The following is a 21,721-nucleotide window of genomic DNA, read 5'->3' on the forward strand; positions in this document are numbered from 1 at the left end:
GCAACCCCGAAACCAGCGTCCAGGAGAATACATGTTCATCAAGTCCAGCTCAGCGTCAGGCATTCAAAACGACAGCATCAACCGAAGGGATGTCAAGAGCGGCATCACCAGCACCCCGACCCCAGCAGCACTCAGCACGAACCGCCCGGAAGCTCTCAAGCCGGAAATCACGACATCCTCCGCAACAGCCAACACTGCCGCGAGCAATCCCGTGAGTGCGCCGCAGCAAGATCAATCCATCGAAAAAGAAAAGGGAGCCCGCCTCATTGTCGGCCCGGACGTCAAGCTCAAAGGGGCGGAAATTCTGGACTGCGACATGCTGGTCGTTGAGGGACGGGTGGAGGCGACAATGGACAGCCGGGTCATCCGCATCGCCGACAAGGGTGCTTTCTCCGGCAAGGTCAGTATCGACGTGGCCGAAATTCACGGCAGTTTCGATGGCGAACTGACCGCCCGTTCTCAACTGATCATCCACGCCACCGGCCGGGTCAGCGGAAAAATCCGCTACGGCAAACTGGTGATCGCCGAAGGTGGCGAATTGTGTGGTGACATCAACGCCTTGTCGGCAGAAAGGAGCAGCCCACCGATATTGAACGCACTCTCAGCCTGAACACAAAACTGGTCATTTAAGGGGAAGCCTCGTAAACTGCGGGACTTCCCCCTTTTTTTTACAGGCAGATTCATGGCTCAGTATGTGATGAGTATGCTCCGCGTGAGCAAGATTGTTCCGCCCAAGCGGCAGATCATCAAGGATATTTCCCTTTCCTTCTTCCCCGGCGCCAAGATTGGCCTGCTCGGTCTCAACGGTGCCGGCAAGTCCACCGTGCTGAAGATCATGGCCGGCGTCGACAAGGAATACGACGGCGAGGTCCAGCATCTGGCCGGTGTCTCGATCGGCTACCTGCCGCAGGAACCGCAACTCGACCCCGACAAGACCGTGCGCGAAGAAGTCGAATCGGCGCTCGGCGAAGTCATGCAGGCGCAGGCCAAGCTAGACGAGGTCTACGCCGCCTACGCGGACCCGGAAGCCGATTTCGACAAACTTGCCGAAGAACAGGCCCGCCTCGAGGCGATCATCGCCACTGCCGGCTCCGACACCGAACACCAGATGGAAATCGCCGCCGACGCGCTGCGCCTGCCGCCCTGGGACGCCAAGATCGGCGTCCTGTCCGGCGGCGAGAAGCGCCGCGTGGCGCTGGCCAAGCTGCTGTTGTCGAAACCCGACATGCTGCTGCTCGACGAGCCGACCAACCACCTCGACGCCGAATCGGTCGAATGGCTGGAACAGTTCCTGGTGCGCTTCCCCGGTACCGTCGTCGCCGTCACCCACGACCGCTACTTCCTCGACAACGCCGCCGAGTGGATTCTCGAACTCGACCGCGGCCACGGCATTCCGTGGAAGGGTAACTACTCGTCCTGGCTGGAGCAGAAGGAAGCCCGCCTGGAGACGGAAAACAAGCAGGTCGACGCCCACATGAAGGCGATGAAGCAGGAACTGGAATGGGTGCGCAGCAATCCGAAGGCGCGCCAGGCCAAGTCCAAGGCCCGCCTGGCCCGCTTCGAGGAAATGTCCTCGCACGAATACCAGAAGCGCAACGAGACCCAGGAAATCTTCATTCCGGTCGGCGAGCGCCTGGGCGACCAGGTCATCGAATTCAACAACGTCAGCAAGTGCTTCGGCGACAAGCTCTTGATGGACAACGTCAGCTTCGCCATCCCGCCCGGCGCCATCGTCGGCATCATCGGCCCGAACGGCGCCGGCAAATCGACGCTATTCAAGATGATCACCGGCCAGCAACAGCCGGATTCGGGCGAAGTGAAGATCGGCCAGACGGTCAAGCTTGCCTATGTCGACCAGTCGCGCGACTGCCTCGACGGCAGCAAGACGGTGTTCGACGAACTGGCCCAGGGCAGCGACATCCTGCAGATCGGCAAGTTCGAGATGCCCAGCCGCGCCTACATCGGCCGCTTCAATTTCAAGGGCGGCGATCAGGGCAAGCTGGTCGGCAACCTCTCCGGCGGCGAACGCGGCCGCCTGCACCTGGCCAAGACGCTGATGTCCGGCGGCAATGTCCTGCTCCTGGATGAACCGTCGAACGACCTCGACGTCGAGACCCTGCGCGCGCTGGAAGATGCGCTGCTCGAGTTCCCCGGCTGCGCCATGGTGATCTCCCACGACCGCTGGTTCCTCGACCGTATCTGCACGCACATCCTGGCCGCCGAAGGCGAATCGCAGTGGACCTTCTTCCCGGGCAACTACCAGGAATACGAAGAAGACAAGCGCCGCCGCCTGGGCGAAGAAGGCGCCAAGCCGAAGCGCATTCGCTACAAGCCGATCAGTCGCTGAGCGGAGCGGCCGGCATCGGCCGTTGCAAAACAAGACGGGCGCCCTGGTGGCGCCCGTCTGTTGTCATGTCGCGGTTACTGCTGAAAATCAGTGCTTGAGGCTGGCGGAAAAAACCGCCTTGCTCTTTTCGGAAAACTGGAATTCGACGAAGGCTCGTTCGATTTCGGCCTGGTTGCTGCCGTCGGAGTGGTCCTCGAAACAGATGCCGATGCTCTTGCCGTTGGCTGCCAGCGTCTGGAAAGCGTAACGCCAGCGCTGTGCCTCGGCCAGTCGCTCGCGCAACTCGGCTTCGTTGGAAATCGAGATACCTGCCTTTTTCAGGGAATCCAGAAATTGCTCGAAGGATTCATTGCTCAGACTGCCCATTCATTTCTCCGTGAGATACGGTGCAGTTGCACCATGCTTCCATTAACGAGGCGATCGTGTTCCGGTTAACACGCAAGTCGGCAAAGTTTGAATGCGATAATTGCCTCCATGAAAAAACAGAACATCAGCGCCGCCATCCCGGACATTCGCCCCGGGCAGTCGATCGAACTGCTCAAGGAACTGCATATCCTGACCCGCGACGGCAAGCTCAACCAGGACAGCCGCCGCAAGCTCAAGCAGGTCTACCATCTCGCCCAGTTCATCGAGCCCCTGCTCGATGGCATGGAATCCCTGGTCGATCATGGCGCCGGCAAGTCCTACCTTGGCTTCATCCTTTACGATCTCTATATCAAGAGCCGTGCCAGCGGCGAGGTCATCGGCATTGAAAGCCGCCCGGAACTCGTCGAGAAATCCCGCGAACTGGCGCAGCGGCTGGGCTTTCCACGGATGCGCTTCATCGCCAGCACGGTTGAGGAAGCCCAGGCTTCGACCGACCTGCCGCCCTCCGTCGACGTCGTTACCGCCCTCCACGCCTGCAATACGGCGACCGATGACGCGATTCGTTTCGCTTTGTCACGACAAGCCCGCCACATTGTCCTGGTGCCCTGTTGCCAGGCCGAGGTCGCCGCGACAATGCGCGCACGCAAGGCCGAATCGCTGGCGCGGACGCCGCTCGCCGAACTGTGGCGGCACCCGATCCATACCCGCGAACTGGGTAGCCACCTGACCAACGTACTGCGCTGCCTGTTGCTGGAGTCGCACGGCTACGACGTCACCGTCACCGAACTAGTCGGCTGGGAGCACTCGATGAAGAACGAACTGATCATCGCCAGCCAGCGCGGCAAGCCGCGCAAGAACGCCCGCGAGCGGGCCGAAGCGATCCTGCGCGAATTCAACATCGAGGAACTCGCCCCCCGTTTCACCTATTGACCATGAATATCACCGCTGAGGCGAGGAGGAACCCAGAAAAAGCCATGCTGTCTTCCTCTCCTGCAAATCTCCACGCCCTGCGGCAAACAAGAACATGTCCCGTCCCCAGCACCCCCTAGAACTCCTGGCCCCGGCCAAGAACGCCGACTTCGGCATCGAAGCCATCAAGCACGGCGCCGACGCCGTCTACATCGGCGGCCCGGCCTTCGGCGCCCGCTACGGCGCCGGCAACGATGTCGGCGAAATCCGACGCCTGTGCGATTTCGCCCACCGTTTCCGGGCCAAGGTCTTCGTCACGCTCAACACCATCCTGCACGACAGCGAACTCGAAGCCAGCCGCCAACTCGCCTGGCAGTTGTACGACGCCGGCGCCGATGCGCTGATCATCCAGGACCTGGGCCTGCTCGAACTCGATCTGCCGCCGATTCAACTACATGCGAGCACCCAGACCGACATCCGCAACCCGGCCAAGGCCAGGTTCCTGGAAGATGCCGGCTTCTCGCAGATCGTCCTGGCGCGCGAGATGAGCATCGCCGAAATCGGCCAGGTCGCCGCCGCGACGACGCTGTCGCTCGAGTACTTCGTGCATGGCGCGCTCTGTGTCGCTTATTCCGGACAGTGCTACATCAGCCATGCCCACACCGGGCGCAGCGCCAACCGCGGCGAGTGTTCGCAGGCCTGCCGGCTGCCCTACACGCTGGTCGACGACAAGGGCAAGACGATCACCGAGAACCAGCACCTGCTGTCGATGAAGGACAACAACCAGTCGGACAACCTGCGCGCGCTGATCGATGCCGGCGTCTCCTCGTTCAAGATCGAGGGCCGGTTGAAGGACCTGTCCTACGTCAAGAACATCACCGCCCACTACCGCACGCTGCTCGACGAGATCATCGCGTCCGACCCGCGTTACGTGCGTGCTTCCAGTGGCCGCTCGACCTTCACCTTCACGCCGCAGCCGGAAAAGACCTTCAACCGCGGCTACACCGACTATTTCGCCAACGACCGCCAGGACGACATCGGCGCCTTCGATTCGCCGGCCTTCGTCGGCGAGCCGATCGGCGAAGTCAGTGAAATCGGCGACGGCTGGCTCACGGTCAACACCGCCGAAACCTTCCACAACGGTGACGGCGTCTGCTTCCACGACGCCCACGGCGACGTCCAGGGGATGCGCATCAACCGGGTCGAGGGCAAGAAACTCTTCCCGATGGAAATCCCGGCCGAGCTGAGCGAAGGCACCACGCTGTTCCGCAACCGCGACCAGGAGTTCGAGCGCGCGCTGGAAAAGGACTCGGCCGACCGGCGCGTGAGCGTCAAGGCGGTTTTCGCCGAGCAGGCCGACGCTTTCGTACTCACCTTGACCGACGAGGATCAGGTCAGCGTGGCCGTCGCCCTGCCCCGCGATGAGCGGATCGGCCGCGAACTGGCACAGAATCCGGAGGCCGCGCTGGGCAAGCTGAAGGAAAATCTCGGCAAGTTCGGCAACACCATGTTCGTTGCCGAAGCCATCGACCTGCAACTGACCCGGCCCTGGTTCCTGCCGGTCGGCGCGATCAATGCGCTGCGCCGCGAGGCCGCCGAAAAACTCGAAGCCGCCCGTCTCGCCACCCACCCACGGCCGCCGCGCGCGGCGCCGGCTGCCGATCCGGTGCCCTACCCGCAGGAAGAACTGACCTACCTCGGCAACGTCTTCAACGCCAAGGCCCGCGCCTTCTACGAAAAACACGGCGTACGGCTGATCGAAGAGGCCTACGAGGCCGGCCATGAAAAAGGCATGGTCTCGCTGATGATCACCCGCCACTGCCTGCGCTATAGTTTCAACCTCTGCCCTAAAGAGGTGAAACACTTGAAGCCGGACCCGATGACGCTGATCAACGGCAACGAAAAGCTGATCCTCAAGTTCGACTGCAAGGCCTGCGAAATGCACGTTGTCGGCAAGATGAAGAAAGGCGTCACTCTCAACCTCGGAACGGTCCGGCCGACCGCCGCCTGTGGATGAAACCGACGCCCTGCCCCTCCTGCCGGCAGCCGATGGAAAAGCGGCGCTTCGAACGCAACCTGCATGGAGAGGTCGTCCTCGACCTCTGCTTCCAGTGTCACGGCGTCTGGTTCGACGAATTCGAGAGCGTGCAGATCACGCCGGGCGGCGTCATCGAACTATTCCGCCTGATCCACGAGTACCGGGAAGCACCGCGCCAGCCACTGAGCGACGTACTGCAGTGCCCGCGTTGCAACGATCGCCTGCTGCATGGCCTCGACGTCTCCAAGCACGGTGGACAGTTCAATTACCACCGCTGCTTGCAGAAACACGGGCGCTTCACCACCTTCGCCCAGTTGATGGTCGAAAAGGGTTTCGTCCGCCAGTTGTCATCCGCCGAAATCGACGAACTGGCGAGCAAGGTCAGCATCGTCCGCTGTACCGGTTGCGGTGCGCCGATCGACATTCGCCAGGACCACGCCTGCCGCCACTGCCGGGCGCCGATCGCCATTCTCGATCCGGCCGCCGTCGAAAAGACTCTGGACCGGCTCGACCAGGCTGAGGTTCAGCGCAGCCGGCGCGATGTCGAAATGCTCGGCGACGCCATCGTCATGCGCGAACGGGAAAAATCGCGTTTCGAACGCGAACAGCGCGAACGCTTCAACAACCTCGACATCGGCGACCTGGTCGTCGCCGGCGTCGATCTGTTGTGGCGCGTCCTGCGCCGCTAAAAAAAGCGGGCCTGCCGGCCCGCCGCTGACGAAGCGCCCGACGTTACTGGACGCGGATCTCGACGCGCCGACCTTCCTCGGCGTTGCCGCTGCCCAGCGTCGATTCCGGGCGCCGCATCTTGACCTTGTCGCTGGCCACGCCGCCAGCCACCAGGGCATCGCGTACCGCCAGCGCGCGCTGTTTTGCCAGTTCGGCATTCTGCGCCGGGTCGCCTGAAGCGTCATGGAAACCGGAAAGCAGGACGATGCCTTCACTCTTGGCGGCCAGCGCGTTGACCGTCCGTGCGACGACCATCAGGTCGCCGTCGCCGAGCGCCGCCGAACCAACCGCAAAATAGACTTTGGCCAGCGCCTCGCCGACCGGCGCAATGTCGCCTTCGGCAACAAGCGCAACGGCGGGCAGCGACTGGTTCGCCTTCCATACGCCGAGACCGGCAACCAGCGCGATCACACCAAAGATGACGCCGGCGAGAACACCGAAGACCACACCCTGAGTTTCGTTTTCGTCTTGACTGGACATACTGGGTAACCTCATTTCAGGAAGAAGGAAAAATTACCGCGGCATTCTACCCAGCATTCGGACTCAACAGTGTATCGGGGTGCAATTGCAGCGAACGCTCTCCGGCCGCCAGCCACACCGTGCCTTCCTGGACCGTGCAGGAGAGCTGCATCGAACGCGACGCCAGCGCCCCCAGGGCCTGGGTTTCTTCGGCCGACAGGCGCAGTACCGTCAGATTGTCGAAACGCGCGAGTTGCGGCGCAATCTGCTGCCACCAGACATCGACCGAACGGGCGCCGTAGGTCAGCACCACCGCCCGGCGGGCGCGGTGACAGCCCTTGCGGATGCGCGTCTCGTCGGGTTGGCCGACCTCGATCCAGGTCTGCAGCACGCCGGAAGGATCGACCTCCTGCAGCGCGCATTCGTCATCGCTCGACAGCCCCTTGCCGAAAGCCAGATCGGGGCCGGCATGCAGCGCGAAGGCGAGGATGCGGACCATCATCCGCTCGTCGTTTTCCGAAGGATGACGGGCGACGGTCAGCGCGTAATCAGCGAAGTGGCCGCGGTCGAGATCGGCCACCTGCAGCTCGGCCTTGAAGACGGTGGATTTGAGCGCCATTGCAGCCCCTGGGAAAAGTGCGCGATTATCCCATGGCGGCAGGCCCGCCAACCACCCGGAGGAGACCATGGAACACGCCCCCGTCGGCAGACAGTCAGCGACAGCGGCTCGGCGATGAGCGGAACGTTGCTGCAGCCCGTCGCCCGCAAGCGCTGCGCCAGTTGCCAGTGCTGGAGCGGCCCGCGCGCCGTCGGCACGACACCGGGCAGCGTCGCCATCGTCGCCGAAACCGACGTCGGACTGTGCGACGGCGGCGGCTGGCACGCCAGCGAGCGGCGCGCCCGCTCGGCCTGCGGCCACTGGCGGATCTGGCCGGTGCTGCTCGATGGCGAAACGCCGCCCGCCTGATCAGAAAAAAATGCGGGTCAGGTAGTGGCTGCGCGCTTCGATGCGTCCGAACAGGTAACCGAGGTCGTCGTTCCAGTTCAGGCCGATCAGCTCGCAGGCGCTCTCGGCCAGGTTGGTGACCCGCGAGTTCTGGTGCGTGGCCAGGTCGAGGGCATTGACCACGACTTCCGCAACATGGGTCACCGCGACCAGCTTGTCGGCCGGCGGCTGGACGTCGTGGTGATGCTCGATCGCCGCCACCACCGACGCCGGCAGCCGCCAGGCGGTCGCCAGCAGGCGGCCGATGGTGCAATGATCGATGCCGAACACCCGGCGCTCGGCGTCGATGATGTCAAGCCCTTCGTCCTGCTCCAGACTCATGCGCACCAGCTGGAACTCCAGCGGATGGCAACGCGCCATCCAGAGCTGGCCGATGTCGTGCAGCAAGCCGCAGACCAGCGAAAAATCCTGCGACAGGTGGCCGATCCGGGCCAGTTCCTGGGCGGCCACGCCGACTGCCACGCTGTGTTCCCAGAAGTGGCTGCCCATGCGGCTTTCCCGGGAAAACTCGGCGAGCGCCACGGCGAGCACGATTTCCCTGACCTTGGCGAGGCCGATCAGCGAGACCGCGACCTGCATGTCGCGCAGGTCACGCTGGTTGCGCCCGCCCATCGCCGCCGCATTGGCAATCGACAGCACGCGCGCGGTGATCACCGGATCGCGCCCGACCAGCTGGATCAGCGCACCGATCGTCGCGTTGTCGTCGTCCAGCGTCTGCAACAGGTCGTTGACCACCGTCGGAAAGGCCGGCAACAGCGCCGACCGGCGGACGATATCGCTTTCACTCAGGTGCAGCGGCATCACAGGCTCCGGTAGGCCAGCACCGCGGCATACAGCGCGGCGAGCGCCGGCTGCGAGCGGTCGGCATGGGCGAAGATGCGGTCCAGACGGGCCTTTTCCCTCACCAGATCGGCGTCGCGCTCGGCATCGCTGCGTGGATCGTCTTCGCGGATGCAGACGAATTCACCGTGGCGCATGGCGATCTGGTGCAGGTTGCCTTCGGTCAGCGGATTGCCGGCCGGCAGCGTGAAGTTGGTCACGCCGTGATCGGCGATGGCCAGCGGGGCGCCCAGCACCATGCCTTCGACCGCCTCGGAAATCGGGATGTAGTGCAGACGTTGCCGCATTGCTTTCTCCAATATTTATTATTTGAATCGAATCTGTCACTTTTTGCCGCACAGGTCAAGGCATGCTTGCCGCAAGCACGCTCACCGGCATCGGCCGGGCAATAACCCCATTCATCCCGTTGTTGTTTTTCGCCGGAAAATCGGCGATAGTCGCCGCTCAGCCACTTTCCGCATCCCGCAACGTCGATGACCGCCACCCCGACCCGCTTCCCGTTTGCTGCCCGCGCAGTATCGCCGGTCGTCGTACGCGTCATCGTCGTAGGTGTCGTCACGCACGCGCCGTCGCGGATCGGGTAAGCAGCAGACAGTTTCCCTCAAACCCCGCCGGCGCAACCGGCGGGGTTTTTCGTTGAGCCTCCCGGAATCGCCAGAAACCGAAAGGAGTTCTCAATGACCGAAACCCTCACCGGCGCGCAGCTCACCGTGCGTCTTCTCGAACGCCAGGGCGTGCGCCTGCTGACCGGCTACCCGGGCGGCGCCATCCTGCCGATCTACGACGCCCTCGGCGAGTTGACCACGATCCGCCACGTCCTGCCCCGCCACGAACAGGGCGCCGGCTTCATTGCCCAGGGCATGGCCCGGGTTTCCGGCGAAGTCGCCGTCTGCCTCGCCTCTTCCGGGCCGAGCGCGACCAACCTGCTGACGGCGATCGCCGACGCCAAGCTCGATTCGATCCCGCTGGTGGCGATCACCGGCCAGGTGCCGCGGGCGATGATCGGCACCGACGCCTTCCAGGAAGTCGACGTCTACGGCTTGTCGCTGCCGATCACCAAGCACAACTTCCTGGTTTCCTCGACCGAGGAACTGCTCGAGGTGATTCCCCGCGCCTTCGCCATCGCCGCTTCCGGACGCCCCGGGCCGGTGCTGATCGACATTCCCAAGGACGTGCAGAGCCGCGCCATCGAAATCGCCGACTGGCCGGAACCCGGCTGCCGCCGCCCGGTGGCGCCGGCCGACGGCATGGCGCTGACCGAAGCGGCCGCGCTGATCGGCGCGGCACGGCGCCCCATTCTCTACCTCGGCGGCGGTGTCATCCACGCCGGTGCCTCGCGGCTGGCGCTCGACCTGGCCGAAAAAGCCAATCTGCCGACCGTGATGACGCTGATGGCGCTCGGCGCGATGCCGGTCGATCACCGGCTGTCGCTCGGCATGCTGGGCATGCACGGCGCCCCCTGCGCCAACCTGGCGCTCGAGGAATGCGACCTGCTGATTGCCGTCGGCGCCCGCTTCGACGACCGCGCCACCGGCAAGGTCGCCGCCTTCTGCCCGCAGGCGAAGATCGTCCACATCGACATCGACGCCGCCGAACTGGACAAGATCAAGGCCGCCCACGTCGGTATCGTCGCCGACCTCGGCGAAGCGCTCGCCCGCCTGCTGCCGCTGGTCCCGGAGAATGCCCGGAGCGCCTGGAACGAGCGCGTCGACGCGCTGAAAACCGCGCACCCGCAGCCCTTGCCCGGGCTGGCCGACCCGCGCTCGCACTTCGGGCTGATCCGTTGCGTCGCCGCCTGTGTGGACGATGAGGCGATCGTCGTCACCGACGTCGGCCAGCACCAGATGTGGGTGGCGCAGGCCTACCCGCTGCGCCGCCCCCGGCAGTGGCTGACTTCCGGCGGGCTGGGAACGATGGGCTTCGGCGTGCCGACGGCGATCGGCGCCGCGCTCGCCGCCCCCGAGCGGACAGTGGTCTGCTTCACCGGCGACGGCTCGATCCTGATGAACATCCAGGAACTGGTCACCGCCGCCGAGGTGCAGGCCAACCTCAAGATCGTGCTCCTGGACAACGCCGCGCTCGGCCTGGTGCACCAGCAGCAGACGCTGTTCTACGGCCAGGGTCCGGTCGCCTCGACTTTCCAGGTACAGCCAGACTTCACCGCCGCCGCCCGCGCCTTCGGCATCGCCGCCGTCGATCTCGACGCCGCCGCCAACCCGCTGGCGGCGCTCGCCGAGGCCTTCGCCCGCCCCGGCCCGTGCCTGATCCACGCCCGCATCGACGCGCAACAGAAGGTTTATCCCATGGTGCCGCCCGGCGCCGCCAACCGTGACATGATCGGAGCCCAAGCATGAACGCCCTGAGCCGCAACGAATCCCGCGCCCTGGCGCGCGCCGTGCTGCAGATCGACGTCGCCAACCACCCCGGGGTGATGTCGCACGTCGTCGGCCTTTTCTCGCGCCGCGCCTACAACGTCGAAGGCATCCTCTGCCTGCCGGTCGGCGACGGCCGGCAGAGCCGGATCTGGCTGCTGGTCAATGAAGACCAGCGGCTACCGCAGATGATCCGGCAACTGGAAAAGCTCGAAGATGTCGCCAGTGTCCGGCGCCACCACGCCGAGCACGCGGTCTTCGCCGAACTGGAGGAGTTTTTCCGGCCATGAAAAAACCCGGCCGCGGCCGGGTTGTCGTTGCTGAGTTCGGGATCAGTGAGAAAGGCAGAGCAGATCCGGACTGTCGGCGGCGCCGTCGGCCATCCGCTGCAGGCTGTCGAGGACCTGCATGCTCGCCCTTTCCATCGCCTGGACATGGCGCAGCATGCCCGGGAAGTCGCCGGCCAGCCGTGCCTTCAGCGCTTCGATGCCGTAACGGTGAACGTCGATGTGCGGCGCCTCGATCTCGCGGTAGCCGCCCAGACGGCTGAAGCAGTCGCGCCCCTCGCCTTCGTAGTACCACTTGCCGAGCCGGCAGGTGGTATGCGAGGCGACGTTCGCCGGATCGACCTGTTCGATGCCGAACAAGCCGAGGTAGATGCGGAACTTGAACACCAGGTGATCGACCTTGGCCACTTCGACGAAGCTTTTCAGCGCACTGCCGGCGATCACCTGCTCCATCTTCTGCGACAGGCCGATCAGCCGGTTCATGTCGTCGGTCGCCCGGTTGCCGCGCTCGCTGTAGTCGTCGGCGGTGTGGGCCAGGGTTTCCATCGCCGTCTTGGCGGAATTCGAATCGCGGCGGATGCCGGTCACCAGGCCATCGATATCCTTGGTCGCCTTGGCGGTACGCTCGGCGAGCTTGCGCACCTCGTCGGCCACAACCGCGAAACCGCGCCCGGCCTCGCCGGCGCGGGCTGCCTCGATCGCTGCATTGAGTGCCAGCAGGTTGGTCTGGTCGGCGATTTCGTGGATCAGCTGGACGATGGCGCCGATCTCGCTCGCCTGGTGGGCCAGCACGTCGACCTCGCGGGCGGCCTGGGCGGAATCCTCGGCCAGCCGGTGCAGGTTGGCGGCGATTTCGGTGGTCGTCTGGCCGCTCGCCCGGGAGACTTCAGCCGCCTGGACGGCCTGCTGTTTTTCCTGCTTCAGCAGATTGGCCATGTCGCCCAGACTGGCTTGCGAGCTGCCCAGCGATTCGCCGAACAGGGCCAGATTGCGGACGATCTCGCGCAGGGTGTCGCACTCGGCCTCCTTCTCGCGCTGCGCCACCGTCTGTGCCGCCAGGTCGCGCTTGAGCGCGGCGATTTCGTCGGACAACGCCGCTTCGCGGCGCGCCCCCTCGGCCAGCGAGCGTTCAAGCTCGCTGACTCGGCGATTGTTGCTCCAGAACATCGTACAACCCTCATCCGCAACGGCACGCCCGGTCGGGTAGCGCCTTGTATGTATAGTTTTCGGCTGAAACCGTATGGTCGGTTTTCGGGTGGCGATTTTACTATGGGGAAATCGTCTCAACAAAATGAAAAAAGCGTGGTCGCCCACGCTTTTTCATTGCCCTGACAATGTGTCAGGCTTGACGGAATTTGTACCAGGCGCCGTAGGCCCAGCAGGCGGCGCAGAAGCCGGTCGCCAGGTCGATGAAGGCGAAGATCAGGATGGCGTAGGCCGGCACTACGCCGACCCCGGAACCGAGCAGCCAGGTCACGAACATCGCGGTGCCGGCGATGCCGGCAATCTTGTCGGCAAACATCTTGGAACCGGCGTTCTGCATCCTGGCGATGCCCAGCTTGCCGGTTGCGCCAGCAAAAGCCAGGTAGGAAAGACATTTGTGCGGCGAAACGAAGCCGCGCAACAAACCACCCAGCGCCAGCAGGATGGAGACCCATTGATAGGGCGTAAACAGGTACAGCGCAGCGATGGCGAAACTCATCGTCGCCTGCAGGCGGTAGGCATTCGAGCAGACCGGGGCGATGTCGAAACGCAACATGACAGACTCCACAAGACTATTAACATCCGCTTATATTAGCATGTTGCAATGCAGCACAGCAATCCTCGGCGGCTGGCTTCAGTGATCGCCCTGCCAGCGTTTCTCGCCCGCCGTGACCGCCAGGGGCAGCCAGTTTTCCGCCGGCGGCAGCGGGCAGGTGGCAAACGGCGTGAAGGCGCAGGGCGGATTATAGGCGCGGTTGAAATCGAGGACGATCTTGCCGTCCACCGCCGGCTTCACCTTCAGGAAACGGCCAGCGCCATAGGTGTCTCGGCCACTGCTGCGGTCCCGGAAAACGAAGAAGACCTCGTGCTCGCCAACCGACATCGGCAGCAATGCCAGGCGCTGGCCGGCAAGCTCGAAAACCGCCTGGAAGCTTACCGTCACCGGCTTCAGGTCGCCGCTGACATTCGGTACTTCCAGGGTCAGCGGCGCTGCGAGCGGCAACCAGTCGGCTTCGACGACCCAGTCCGGGTCTTCCGGGAAATACGCGACACCGGTGAAAGGCCGTTGCCGTGCCCAGCCCCGGTCACGGACCCGGGCCGCCAGTTTGCCGTCGCGCTCGACGACGAAAAAGGACAACTGCTGATGCTCGACCACATCCGGCAAGCCGTCGCGGTCGGTCGCCAATGAACGCTCGGTCCCGCCGACCGGGCGCCAGACGACGCCGCCGTCGCGAACCAGCAGATCGCCCAGATGCGACGGCCCGGCAGGCAACCGGACGACACAATCGGCAGCGCTGCCGACTCGGGAGATTTCGTCCTCCAGCCAGTACAGGCCAACCAGTCCGAGCCAGCTCTCGGGTCCGGCCAGTTCGGCGTGGCGCCGCTGGCGCCAGTCTTCGAGGGAGTTCTGTGACATGGCAGGGATTCTCGCGTTATCTTTTTGACGCCTCGGGCGTTATAGTCTCCGCCAATGCGCTTCCTGCATTTCCGGAGAGAAAAACTGATGAAGAAATACCTGATCCTGGCCCTGCTCGCCGCCACGCCGCTGTTCGGCAACGCCAGCGACATCCGGGTCGATATCGGCAACGTCCGCGTCCAGGCCGGCGGTGTCACCGTCACGTTCGGCTCGCGCGACGATCGCGGCTATTACTGGGACGGCTACGAGTGGCGCGAACCCCGCTACTGGAAAAGACACCATGGCCCGCGCGGCCATAAATACTACACCGGCCATCGGCATCAGCGCGGTCCGGGGTTCTGTCCGCCGGGACACGCCAGAAAGGGCGATTGCTGACGCATAGCCATTCCTGCGGAGCGGGCGGGCCTGATGGCCCGCCCGTTTGCGTTTACCCTTGGCTGAAGCGCATCACACCGTTGTCGCAAGCCACCCGGATGGTGTCCTTGGCGGCAAATTTCCCTTCGAGGATGGCCTTGGCCAACGGGTTTTCCAGTTGCTGCTGGATCGCCCGCTTCAACGGCCGGGCGCCGAACACCGGGTCGAAGCCGGCCTTGGCCAGTTCGGCCAGTGCGCTGTCCTCGACGACGATGCCCATCTCCAGCTGCGCCAGCCGCTTTTCCAGGTAACCGAGCTGGATCCTGGCGATGCCGGCGATATGCTTTTCGTCGAGGGCGTGGAAGACCACCACCTCGTCGATGCGGTTGATGAATTCCGGGCGGAAATAGGTCTTCACCTCGCCCATCACCGCCAGCTTGATCAACTGGTAATCGTCGCCTTGCATCTGCTGGATCATCTGGCTGCCGAGGTTCGAGGTCATGACGATCACCGTGTTCTTGAAATCGACGGTGCGGCCCTGACCGTCGGTCATGCGGCCGTCGTCGAGCACCTGCAGGAGCACGTTGAAAACGTCCGGGTGGGCCTTTTCGACCTCGTCGAGAAGGATCACCGAATACGGCTTGCGGCGCACCGCCTCGGTCAGGTAGCCGCCTTCCTCGTAACCGACGTAGCCCGGCGGCGCGCCGATCAGGCGGGCGACCGAGTGCTTCTCCATGAACTCGCTCATGTCGATGCGGATCAGGTGATCCTCGGCGTCGAACATGAATTCGGCCAATGCCTTGCACAGCTCGGTCTTGCCGACGCCGGTCGGGCCGAGGAAGAGGAAGGAGCCGTAAGGCCGGTTCGGATCGGACAGGCCGGCGCGCGAACGGCGGATCGCATCGGCGACCAGGCGCACCGCTTCGTCCTGGCCGACGACGCGGTTGTGCAGCTTTTCTTCCATCTTGAGCAGCTTGTCGCGCTCGCCCTGCATCATCTTGCTCACCGGAATGCCGGTGGCGCGACTGACGACTTCGGCGATTTCCTCGGCGCCGACCTGAGTGCGCAGCAGCTTGTTCTGCTTCGGCTCGCTCTCGCCGGCCTTTTCCGCCGCCTTCAACTGGGCTTCCAGTTGCGGCAGCTTGCCGTATTGCAGTTCGGCCACCTGCTCCAGCTTGCCCTCGCGCTGCAGGCGGACGATGTCGGCCTTGAGGTGGTCGATCTCTTCCTTGATCTGCGCGGTGCCAAGCACGGCCGACTTTTCCGCCTTCCAGATTTCCTCGAGGTCGGAATACTCCTTGGTCAGCTTGGCGATCTCGTCCTCGATCAGCGCGAAACGCTTCTTCGAGGCTTCGTCCTTCTCCTTCTTGACCGCCTCGCGCTCGATCTTCAACTGGATGATGCGGCGGTCCAGTTTATCCATCGACTCCGGCTTGGAGTCGATTTCCATCTTGATCCGCGCGGCGGCCTCGTCGATCAGGTCGATCGCCTTGTCCGGCAGGAAGCGGTCGGTGATGTAGCGGTGGCTGAGTTCGGCGGCGGCGACGATGGCCGGGTCGGTGATGTCCACGCCGTGGTGCAGCTCGTACTTCTCCTGCAGGCCGCGCAGGATGGCGATCGTCGATTCGACGCTCGGCTCGTCGACCAGCACCTTCTGGAAGCGGCGTTCGAGCGCCGCGTCCTTCTCGATGTATTTGCGGTATTCGTCGAGCGTCGTCGCGCCGATGCAGTGCAGTTCGCCGCGCGCCAGCGCGGGCTTCAGCATGTTGCCGGCGTCGATGGCGCCCTCGGCCTTGCCAGCGCCGACCATGGTATGCAACTCGTCGATGAACAGGATGATGCGGCCTTCGTCCTGCGCCACTTCCTTCAACACGGCTTTCAGACGCTCCTCGAACTCGCCGCGGTACTTGGCGCCGGCGAGCAGCCCGGCCATGTCGAGGACCAGCACCTTCTTGCCCTTGAGCGTTTCCGGCACCTCGCCATTGACGATGCGCTGCGCCAGGCCTTCGACGATGGCGGTCTTGCCGACGCCCGGCTCGCCGATCAGCACCGGGTTGTTCTTGGTGCGGCGCTGCAGTATCTGGATGGCGCGGCGGATTTCATCGTCGCGGCCGATCACCGGGTCGAGCTTGCCCTGGGCGGCGCGCTCGGTGAGGTCGATGCAGTATTTCTTCAGCGATTCGCGCTGACCTTCGGCCTCCTGTGAATCAATGCCCTGGCCGCCGCGCACGGCCATGATCGCCGCTTCCAGCGCCTTCTTCTGCAGGCCGTGCTGCCTGGCAAGACGGCCGGTCTCGCCCTTGTCGTCGCACAGGGCGAGCAGGAACATCTCGCTGGCGATGAACTGGTCGCCGCGCTTCTGCGCTTCCTTGTCGGTCAGGTTCAGCAGATTGGCCAGATCGCGGCCGACCTGGACGTCGCCGCCGTGGCCTTCGACCTTGGGCAGCCGGGTCAGGGCCAGCGTCAGCTCGCGCTTGAGGCTGGCCACATTGACCCCAGCGCGCGCCAGCAACGAGGTCGCGCCGCCATCGTCCTGCTCGAGCAGCGCCAGCAGCAGGTGTTGCGGCTCGATGAACTGCTGGTCGTTGCCATTGGCCAGGCTCTGCGCTTCCGCCAGTGCCTGCTGGAACATGGTGGTGAATTTGTCAAATCGCATGCTGTGCTCCCGCGGTAATTTCTCGATAGCCCACAGATGCGTCCGCCCCGCCACTTTTCAAGTCCCGTTCGGCACTTTACGCAATAACCCCTATTGCCTCATGGACTAGCGGATGTTAGTTTCCCCTTTGCAGAGCAATTCCCACAAGAGGAAAAAATGGCAAAATCAATGACACTTCGCGGCAAGCTGACCGCGATGACGCTGGCCACCATTGGTGCCCTGATCATCCTGTTCGTCGTCCTGCTGATCAGCGGCAAGCAACGGATGCTCGAGGACCGCCAGGCGAAGGTACGCAACCTGGTCGAGGCCACCCAGGCGCTGGTCGCCCACTTCCACGCCGAATCCGTGGCCGGCCGCCTCAGCGAGGCCGAGGCCAAGAAGGCCGCCGCCGACGCTGTACGGGCGATGCGCTACGATCAGGTCGAGTACTTCTGGATCAACGATCTCGACGATCTGATGGTGATGCACCCGATCAAGCCGGAACTCGATGGCAAGAAACTCGACCAGCTCAAGGACAAGAACGGCAAGCTGCTGTTCCTCGAATTCAATACCGTGGTGCGCAACCAGGGCGCCGGCTTCGTCGATTACCTGTGGCCCAAACCCGGCCACGAGGACGGCGTACCAAAGATTTCCTACGTCATGGGTTTCAAACCCTGGGGCTGGGTCATTGGTTCCGGCATCTACATCGACGACGTCGATGCCAGGTTCCGCGAAGACGCCGCCATCCTGTTGTTGTGGGGCCTCGCCATCGGCGGTTTCATCGCCGTCTCGCTGACCCTGGTATCGCGCAACATCATCAAGACCCTCGGTGGCGACCCCTCGGCCGCCTCCGCCGTCACTCGGCGCATCGCCGCCGGCGACCTCTCGTCGCCGGTCAACTGCCCGCCGGGCGAAAACCTGCTGTCCGACATCCGCGCCATGCAGGACACGCTGCGGGCGATGATCTCGACCATCATCAGCAACGCCCAGCATCTGGCCAGCGCCGCCGACCAGTTGCTCAGTTCGTCCGACGAAGTCGCCGACCGTGCCCGCCAGCAAAGCGACGCCGCGTCGTCGATGGCCGCCTCGGTCGAGCAGATGGCGGTGAGCATCGACCAGGTCAAGGAAAACGCCACCGAAGCGCACGGCATCTCGCGCGAGGCCGGCAACATTTCGGAAGAAGGCGCCGCGGTGATTCATAACGCCGCCACCGAAATGCGCAAGATTTCCGAGGCGGTGCAATCCTCGTCGCAAATCGTCGAGGACCTCGGCCGCAGCTCCGATCAGATCACTTCGATCGTCAACACCATCCGCGAGATCGCCGACCAGACCAACCTGCTCGCCCTCAACGCCGCCATCGAAGCGGCCCGCGCCGGCGAGCAGGGCCGCGGCTTCGCCGTCGTCGCCGACGAAGTGCGCAAGTTGGCCGAGCGGACCAGTCTATCGACGACCGAAATCGCCGGCATGGTGACCAAGATCCAGAACGGCACGCGCAGCGCGGTCAGCAGCATGCAGGACGGCGTCGCCAAGGTCGGCAACGGCGTCCAGTTGGCCAACCAGGCCGGCGATTCGATCAACCGCATCCGCGATGGCGCACAGCGCGTCACCTTTGTCGTCAACGGCATTTCCGATTCGATTTCCGAGCAGAGCCAGGCTAGCAACGACATCGCGCAGAAGCTCGAAACGATCGCCCAGATGTCCGAGGAAAGCGCCATTGCCGTGCGCCAGACTGCCGACGCCGCGCGCCGCCTGCACCAGCTCTCCGGCGAACTGCACCAAGCCGTTGCCCAGTTCAAGACCTGACGCGGTTTACACCTGGCTGCCGGCGGCCGCTTCTCCGAACAGGGCAGTGGCCGCCTGCTCTACCTGATCGGCGACGAAGCCGGTCAGCGGGTCTCCCCGGTCACGCCGGTGCGTGACGCGCGAAATCGGTAGTTCCAGTCCGGCCACCGCCAGCGGCTCGATCGCCAGATCGGCGTGGGCCGCGAACAAGCGCGCCACCAGATCGGGAACCACCGCCAGCAGCGGACTCTGCTTGACCACGAAGGGAATCGCCAGTGGCGACGCCGCCTGCGCCACCACGTGGCGCTGCAGGCCGGCCTCGCCGAGCAGGCGCTCGGTCAGCCCCGGCGCATCCCCGGTATAGCTGGTGTGGATATGCGGATGCCGGACCAGGTCGGCGAGGCCGATCGGCGACGGCATGTCGAGCAGGGCCGGATTGAAGACGCAACAGAACCCGGCGCGAAACAGCAATTGCGCCTCATGAACCTCGCGCACGCTGGGAAAATGGCCGACCGCGAGATTGATGTTGCCGGCATCGAGATGCTCGAGCTGACGCGACGCGGGAATCGGTCGCACCGACAGGCTGAGGCCCGGCGCCCGCTCCCGGATGCGGGCGACCAGACCGGGCAGCAACAGGGCCTCAAGGGGATCGTTGAGCGCCAGCCGGAAATCGCCAACGACCTGAGCCGGATCGAAATCCGCCGCACTGCAGGTGACGGCCTGGACTTCGGCAAGCAGGCGCCGGATGCGCGGCGCCAGGGCCAGAGCGCGGGCAGTCGGCTGCATGCCGGCGCCGGCGCGATACAGGATGTCATCCTCGAACAGCTCGCGCAGACGCGCCAGGGCGTGGCTCATCGCCGGCTGGCCGATGCACAGCCGGGCGGCGGCGCGGCTGACGCCGCCCTCGCGCAGCAGGGCGTCGAAGGCAACGAGCAGGTTGAGATCGAGACGGCGGAAGGCTTGGTAGTCGATATCGTTCATATCGATAGTCTAGATCACATCAATCGATTTAATGCATTCAATAACCGGTCTTAAACTGTCCGGTTTTTCCTCCGCCAGATACCGATGTCCAACCTCCCCGCTCCGCAGGTACGCGGCCTGCTGCGCAGCATTGCTGCGATCACCTGCATCGAGTTCTTCGAAACCGGGCTGGTCATGTTCGGCGCCACCCACATCATGGCCGGCCTCGGACTGACGCCCGAACAATTCGCGCTGGCCTACACGCTGTACGGCGTCAGCTCGATCTACATGCTGTACAAGCACCAATGGATGGTCGAACGCCTCGGTTATCGCCGCTTCGTCCTGGCTTCGCTGGGCGTCTTCGCGCTCGGCGGCATCCTCGCGGCGACCGCCGGCGGCTTCGGGCAGTTTGCCTGTGGCCGGCTGCTGCAGGGCGCCAGCGGTGCCACCTTCTTCACCGCCGGACGCCTGGCGATCAACCGCCTGCCGGCGGCGGCGCGTTTTGCCGGCCTGCTCGCCTTCATCGGCAGCCTGCTCGGCGCTTCCGCCGTCGCCCCGGTGGTGGCCGCCGTGCTGCTCGCCGTTTTCGGCTGGCAGGCGCTGTTCTGGGTAGCGCTGCCGCTCTGCCTGCTGATCGCCGATATCGCCGGGCCGCATCTGGACAACAGCACCGTCGCCCCCGAACAACGCAGCGAGGAACACTGGGGTTGGCTGCTCTGGCTGGTGATCGGCATCTTCGGCCTGCAATACGCGATCCAGGAAATCCCGGCGGCCGGCGCCGGGGCGCATCGCCTGGTCTTCGCCATCGGCCTCGCCTCGATCATCGCGCTGACCATCTTCGCCTGGCGGCAGTGGCGCAAGGAAAGGCCATTGATCGATTACCGGGGCTTGCTGCAATGGCGCTACCTGCTGGGAATCGCCCTGTATTTCTCGGGCTATTTCATGCTTGGCGCACTCGGCTTTCTGCTGCCGATCTTCTTTCACAACGGTCTCGGCCTGTCGCTGACCAGCACCGCCCTGATCCTCGGCCTGAGCGCTGCCTGCAGCGTCGCCGCCGCCATCGTGCACGCCTGGGCGGCCCGCCGGCTGGCGCGCCAGCGCAGCTTCATGCTCGCCGGCCTCGGCCTCTACGCCCTCGCCTGCTTCGCCTTCAGTCAGGCCGGACACCTCGCCGACTGGCCGCTCCTGCTGCTGCCGGCTCTCGTCTGCGGCGTCGCCGTGCCCTTCTATATCGGCCCGGTCGCCTTCGGCACCTTCAGCGAACTGCCGGCACACGTCTTCTCGCACGCCTACCAGGTCAAGAACATCGTCCGTCAGCTCGGCATTTCCAGCAGCATCGCGCTAGCCACCGTCGGCCTGCAGCATTTCTACGCTGCCCAGCGCATCCGCCAACCGCAGGCGATCCAGGCGGACTGGGCGCTGGCGCTGCATGGGCTGGGCGGCCAGTCAGGCGGCCTGCAGGCGCCGCTGACGCTGGCGGCGGCCGAAGTATTTTTCTGGCTGGCCATCGCTACCCTGCCGGTCGCCGCGCTGGTCCGGCTGCAGCGGACTTTCCGTTAGGCCTGCTGCCAGCGCGCCGCCGCGCTGTCGTCGGTGTCGCGGGCGTCCACCCAGCGCCCGCCGTCCGCCGTCGCTTCCTTCTTCCAGAACGGCGCTTTCGTCTTCAGGTAGTCCATGATGAATTCGCAGGCGGCGAAGGCTTCGCCACGATGCGCGCTGGTCACCGCGACCAGCACGATCTGGTCGCAGGGGGCGAGCGGCCCGACGCGGTGGATGACCAGCACGTCGTAGATGTCCCAGCGCGATTTCGCCTCGGCGACGATCTGTGCGAGCGCCTTCTCGGTCATCCCCGGGTAATGCTCCAGGGTCATGCCGGAGACGCTGGCGCCGTCGTTGATGTCGCGCACCAGGCCGAGGAAGGAAGCGAGCGCACCGACCCGGGCATCGCCCGCGCGCAACGCCGCCAGTTCGGCGCCGACGTCGAAATCTTCGGTCTGTACGCGGACGCTCATCTCTC

Annotated in this window: 22 protein-coding genes; 11 read left to right on the top strand and 11 right to left on the bottom strand. The window is 64.5% G+C overall.

Features of this window, described 5'->3' with window-relative positions; all coding sequences use genetic code 11:
• Positions 1–31: 31 nt before the first annotated feature.
• Both AC0KWY_RS04855 and ettA read left to right on the top strand, forming a co-directional pair.
• The gene (locus AC0KWY_RS04855; protein WP_474028512.1) at positions 32–610 is read left to right on the top strand and encodes a bactofilin family protein; all 579 of its coding nucleotides are present in this window, start codon (positions 32–34) and stop codon (positions 608–610) included.
• A gap of 72 nt (positions 611–682) precedes the next feature.
• Positions 683–2,347: an energy-dependent translational throttle protein EttA gene (ettA, locus tag AC0KWY_RS04860; protein WP_474028513.1), complete on the top strand. Its 1,665-nt coding sequence runs from the start codon at positions 683–685 to the stop codon at positions 2,345–2,347.
• 87 nt (positions 2,348–2,434) lie between these two features.
• Here the strand turns inward: ettA and AC0KWY_RS04865 are convergent, their stop codons facing one another.
• Positions 2,435–2,713 (bottom strand): hypothetical protein, encoded by a 279-nt coding sequence (locus AC0KWY_RS04865; RefSeq protein WP_474028514.1) that lies wholly within the window; start codon positions 2,711–2,713, stop codon positions 2,435–2,437.
• Positions 2,714–2,821: 108 nt separating this feature from the next.
• Here AC0KWY_RS04865 and AC0KWY_RS04870 point away from each other — a divergent pair, with 108 nt between their 5' ends.
• From AC0KWY_RS04870 to AC0KWY_RS04880, 3 genes are all read left to right on the top strand, one after another.
• A complete protein-coding gene (locus AC0KWY_RS04870) occupies positions 2,822–3,643 on the top strand; it encodes a class I SAM-dependent methyltransferase (RefSeq protein WP_474028515.1) in 822 nt (273 codons plus the stop codon).
• 94 nt (positions 3,644–3,737) lie between these two features.
• A complete protein-coding gene (locus AC0KWY_RS04875; protein WP_474028516.1) occupies positions 3,738–5,639 on the top strand; it encodes a peptidase U32 family protein in 1,902 nt (633 codons plus the stop codon).
• Positions 5,636–6,349 (top strand): zf-TFIIB domain-containing protein, encoded by a 714-nt coding sequence (locus AC0KWY_RS04880; RefSeq protein WP_474028517.1) that lies wholly within the window; start codon positions 5,636–5,638, stop codon positions 6,347–6,349. Before AC0KWY_RS04875 ends, AC0KWY_RS04880 begins: the two co-directional genes overlap by 4 nt.
• Before the next feature lie 43 nt (positions 6,350–6,392).
• Here the strand turns inward: AC0KWY_RS04880 and AC0KWY_RS04885 are convergent, their stop codons facing one another.
• A complete protein-coding gene (locus AC0KWY_RS04885) occupies positions 6,393–6,869 on the bottom strand; it encodes an OmpA family protein (RefSeq protein WP_474028518.1) in 477 nt (158 codons plus the stop codon).
• 46 nt (positions 6,870–6,915) lie between these two features.
• On the bottom strand, positions 6,916–7,467 hold the full coding sequence (locus AC0KWY_RS04890; protein ID WP_474028519.1) for a YaeQ family protein: 552 nt from the start codon (positions 7,465–7,467) through the stop codon (positions 6,916–6,918).
• A gap of 114 nt (positions 7,468–7,581) precedes the next feature.
• On the opposite strand from AC0KWY_RS04890, the gene AC0KWY_RS04895 reads away from it, so the two are divergent.
• A complete protein-coding gene (locus AC0KWY_RS04895) occupies positions 7,582–7,815 on the top strand; it encodes a hypothetical protein (RefSeq protein ID WP_474028520.1) in 234 nt (77 codons plus the stop codon).
• Here the strand turns inward: AC0KWY_RS04895 and AC0KWY_RS04900 are convergent, their stop codons facing one another.
• A complete protein-coding gene (locus AC0KWY_RS04900; RefSeq protein WP_474028521.1) occupies positions 7,816–8,655 on the bottom strand; it encodes an HDOD domain-containing protein in 840 nt (279 codons plus the stop codon). It abuts the gene before it with no gap.
• Positions 8,655–8,981: a hypothetical protein gene (locus AC0KWY_RS04905; protein WP_474028522.1), complete on the bottom strand. Its 327-nt coding sequence runs from the start codon at positions 8,979–8,981 to the stop codon at positions 8,655–8,657. The genes AC0KWY_RS04900 and AC0KWY_RS04905 overlap by 1 nt, the downstream gene beginning before the upstream one ends.
• Before the next feature lie 390 nt (positions 8,982–9,371).
• Between AC0KWY_RS04905 and ilvB the strand changes: the two genes are divergently transcribed.
• Both ilvB and ilvN read left to right on the top strand, forming a co-directional pair.
• Positions 9,372–11,048, top strand: a complete 1,677-nt coding sequence (gene ilvB, locus AC0KWY_RS04910) for an acetolactate synthase large subunit (RefSeq protein ID WP_474028523.1) — start codon at positions 9,372–9,374, stop codon at positions 11,046–11,048.
• Complete coding sequence (gene ilvN, locus AC0KWY_RS04915; RefSeq protein ID WP_474028524.1) at positions 11,045–11,356, top strand: acetolactate synthase small subunit; 312 nt, start codon at positions 11,045–11,047, stop codon at positions 11,354–11,356. Before ilvB ends, ilvN begins: the two co-directional genes overlap by 4 nt.
• A 42-nt stretch (positions 11,357–11,398) precedes the next feature.
• Here the strand turns inward: ilvN and AC0KWY_RS04920 are convergent, their stop codons facing one another.
• The 3 genes from AC0KWY_RS04920 to AC0KWY_RS04930 form a co-directional block, all read right to left on the bottom strand.
• Positions 11,399–12,520 carry a methyl-accepting chemotaxis protein gene (locus tag AC0KWY_RS04920; RefSeq protein ID WP_474028525.1) on the bottom strand — a complete coding sequence of 374 codons (1,122 nt, stop codon included), beginning with the start codon at positions 12,518–12,520 and terminating at the stop codon, positions 11,399–11,401.
• Between the two features lie 172 nt (positions 12,521–12,692).
• Positions 12,693–13,112, bottom strand: a complete 420-nt coding sequence (locus AC0KWY_RS04925; protein WP_474028526.1) for a DUF4395 family protein — start codon at positions 13,110–13,112, stop codon at positions 12,693–12,695.
• A gap of 78 nt (positions 13,113–13,190) precedes the next feature.
• Positions 13,191–13,973 (bottom strand): DUF1684 domain-containing protein, encoded by a 783-nt coding sequence (locus AC0KWY_RS04930; RefSeq protein ID WP_474028527.1) that lies wholly within the window; start codon positions 13,971–13,973, stop codon positions 13,191–13,193.
• An 87-nt stretch (positions 13,974–14,060) separates the two neighbouring features.
• On the opposite strand from AC0KWY_RS04930, the gene AC0KWY_RS04935 reads away from it, so the two are divergent.
• Positions 14,061–14,348 carry a DUF2502 domain-containing protein gene (locus AC0KWY_RS04935; protein WP_474028528.1) on the top strand — a complete coding sequence of 96 codons (288 nt, stop codon included), beginning with the start codon at positions 14,061–14,063 and terminating at the stop codon, positions 14,346–14,348.
• Between the two features lie 52 nt (positions 14,349–14,400).
• Here the strand turns inward: AC0KWY_RS04935 and clpB are convergent, their stop codons facing one another.
• Positions 14,401–16,983 carry an ATP-dependent chaperone ClpB gene (gene clpB, locus AC0KWY_RS04940; RefSeq protein WP_474028529.1) on the bottom strand — a complete coding sequence of 861 codons (2,583 nt, stop codon included), beginning with the start codon at positions 16,981–16,983 and terminating at the stop codon, positions 14,401–14,403.
• Between the two features lie 156 nt (positions 16,984–17,139).
• Between clpB and AC0KWY_RS04945 the strand changes: the two genes are divergently transcribed.
• Positions 17,140–18,765, top strand: coding sequence for a methyl-accepting chemotaxis protein (locus tag AC0KWY_RS04945; protein WP_474028530.1), 1,626 nt, complete (start codon positions 17,140–17,142; stop codon positions 18,763–18,765).
• A gap of 6 nt (positions 18,766–18,771) precedes the next feature.
• Here AC0KWY_RS04945 and AC0KWY_RS04950 read toward each other — a convergent pair whose 3' ends face one another.
• A complete protein-coding gene (locus AC0KWY_RS04950) occupies positions 18,772–19,725 on the bottom strand; it encodes a LysR family transcriptional regulator (RefSeq protein WP_474028531.1) in 954 nt (317 codons plus the stop codon).
• Between the two features lie 84 nt (positions 19,726–19,809).
• Here AC0KWY_RS04950 and AC0KWY_RS04955 point away from each other — a divergent pair, with 84 nt between their 5' ends.
• Positions 19,810–21,264, top strand: a complete 1,455-nt coding sequence (locus AC0KWY_RS04955; protein ID WP_474028532.1) for an MFS transporter — start codon at positions 19,810–19,812, stop codon at positions 21,262–21,264.
• On the opposite strand, the gene moaE is transcribed toward AC0KWY_RS04955, so the two are convergent.
• A complete protein-coding gene (gene moaE / locus AC0KWY_RS04960) occupies positions 21,261–21,716 on the bottom strand; it encodes a molybdopterin synthase catalytic subunit MoaE (RefSeq protein ID WP_474028533.1) in 456 nt (151 codons plus the stop codon). The genes AC0KWY_RS04955 and moaE overlap by 4 nt on opposite strands.
• Positions 21,717–21,721 lie beyond the last annotated feature (5 nt).

Source organism: Azonexus sp. MM2026_4 (assembly GCF_055901855.1).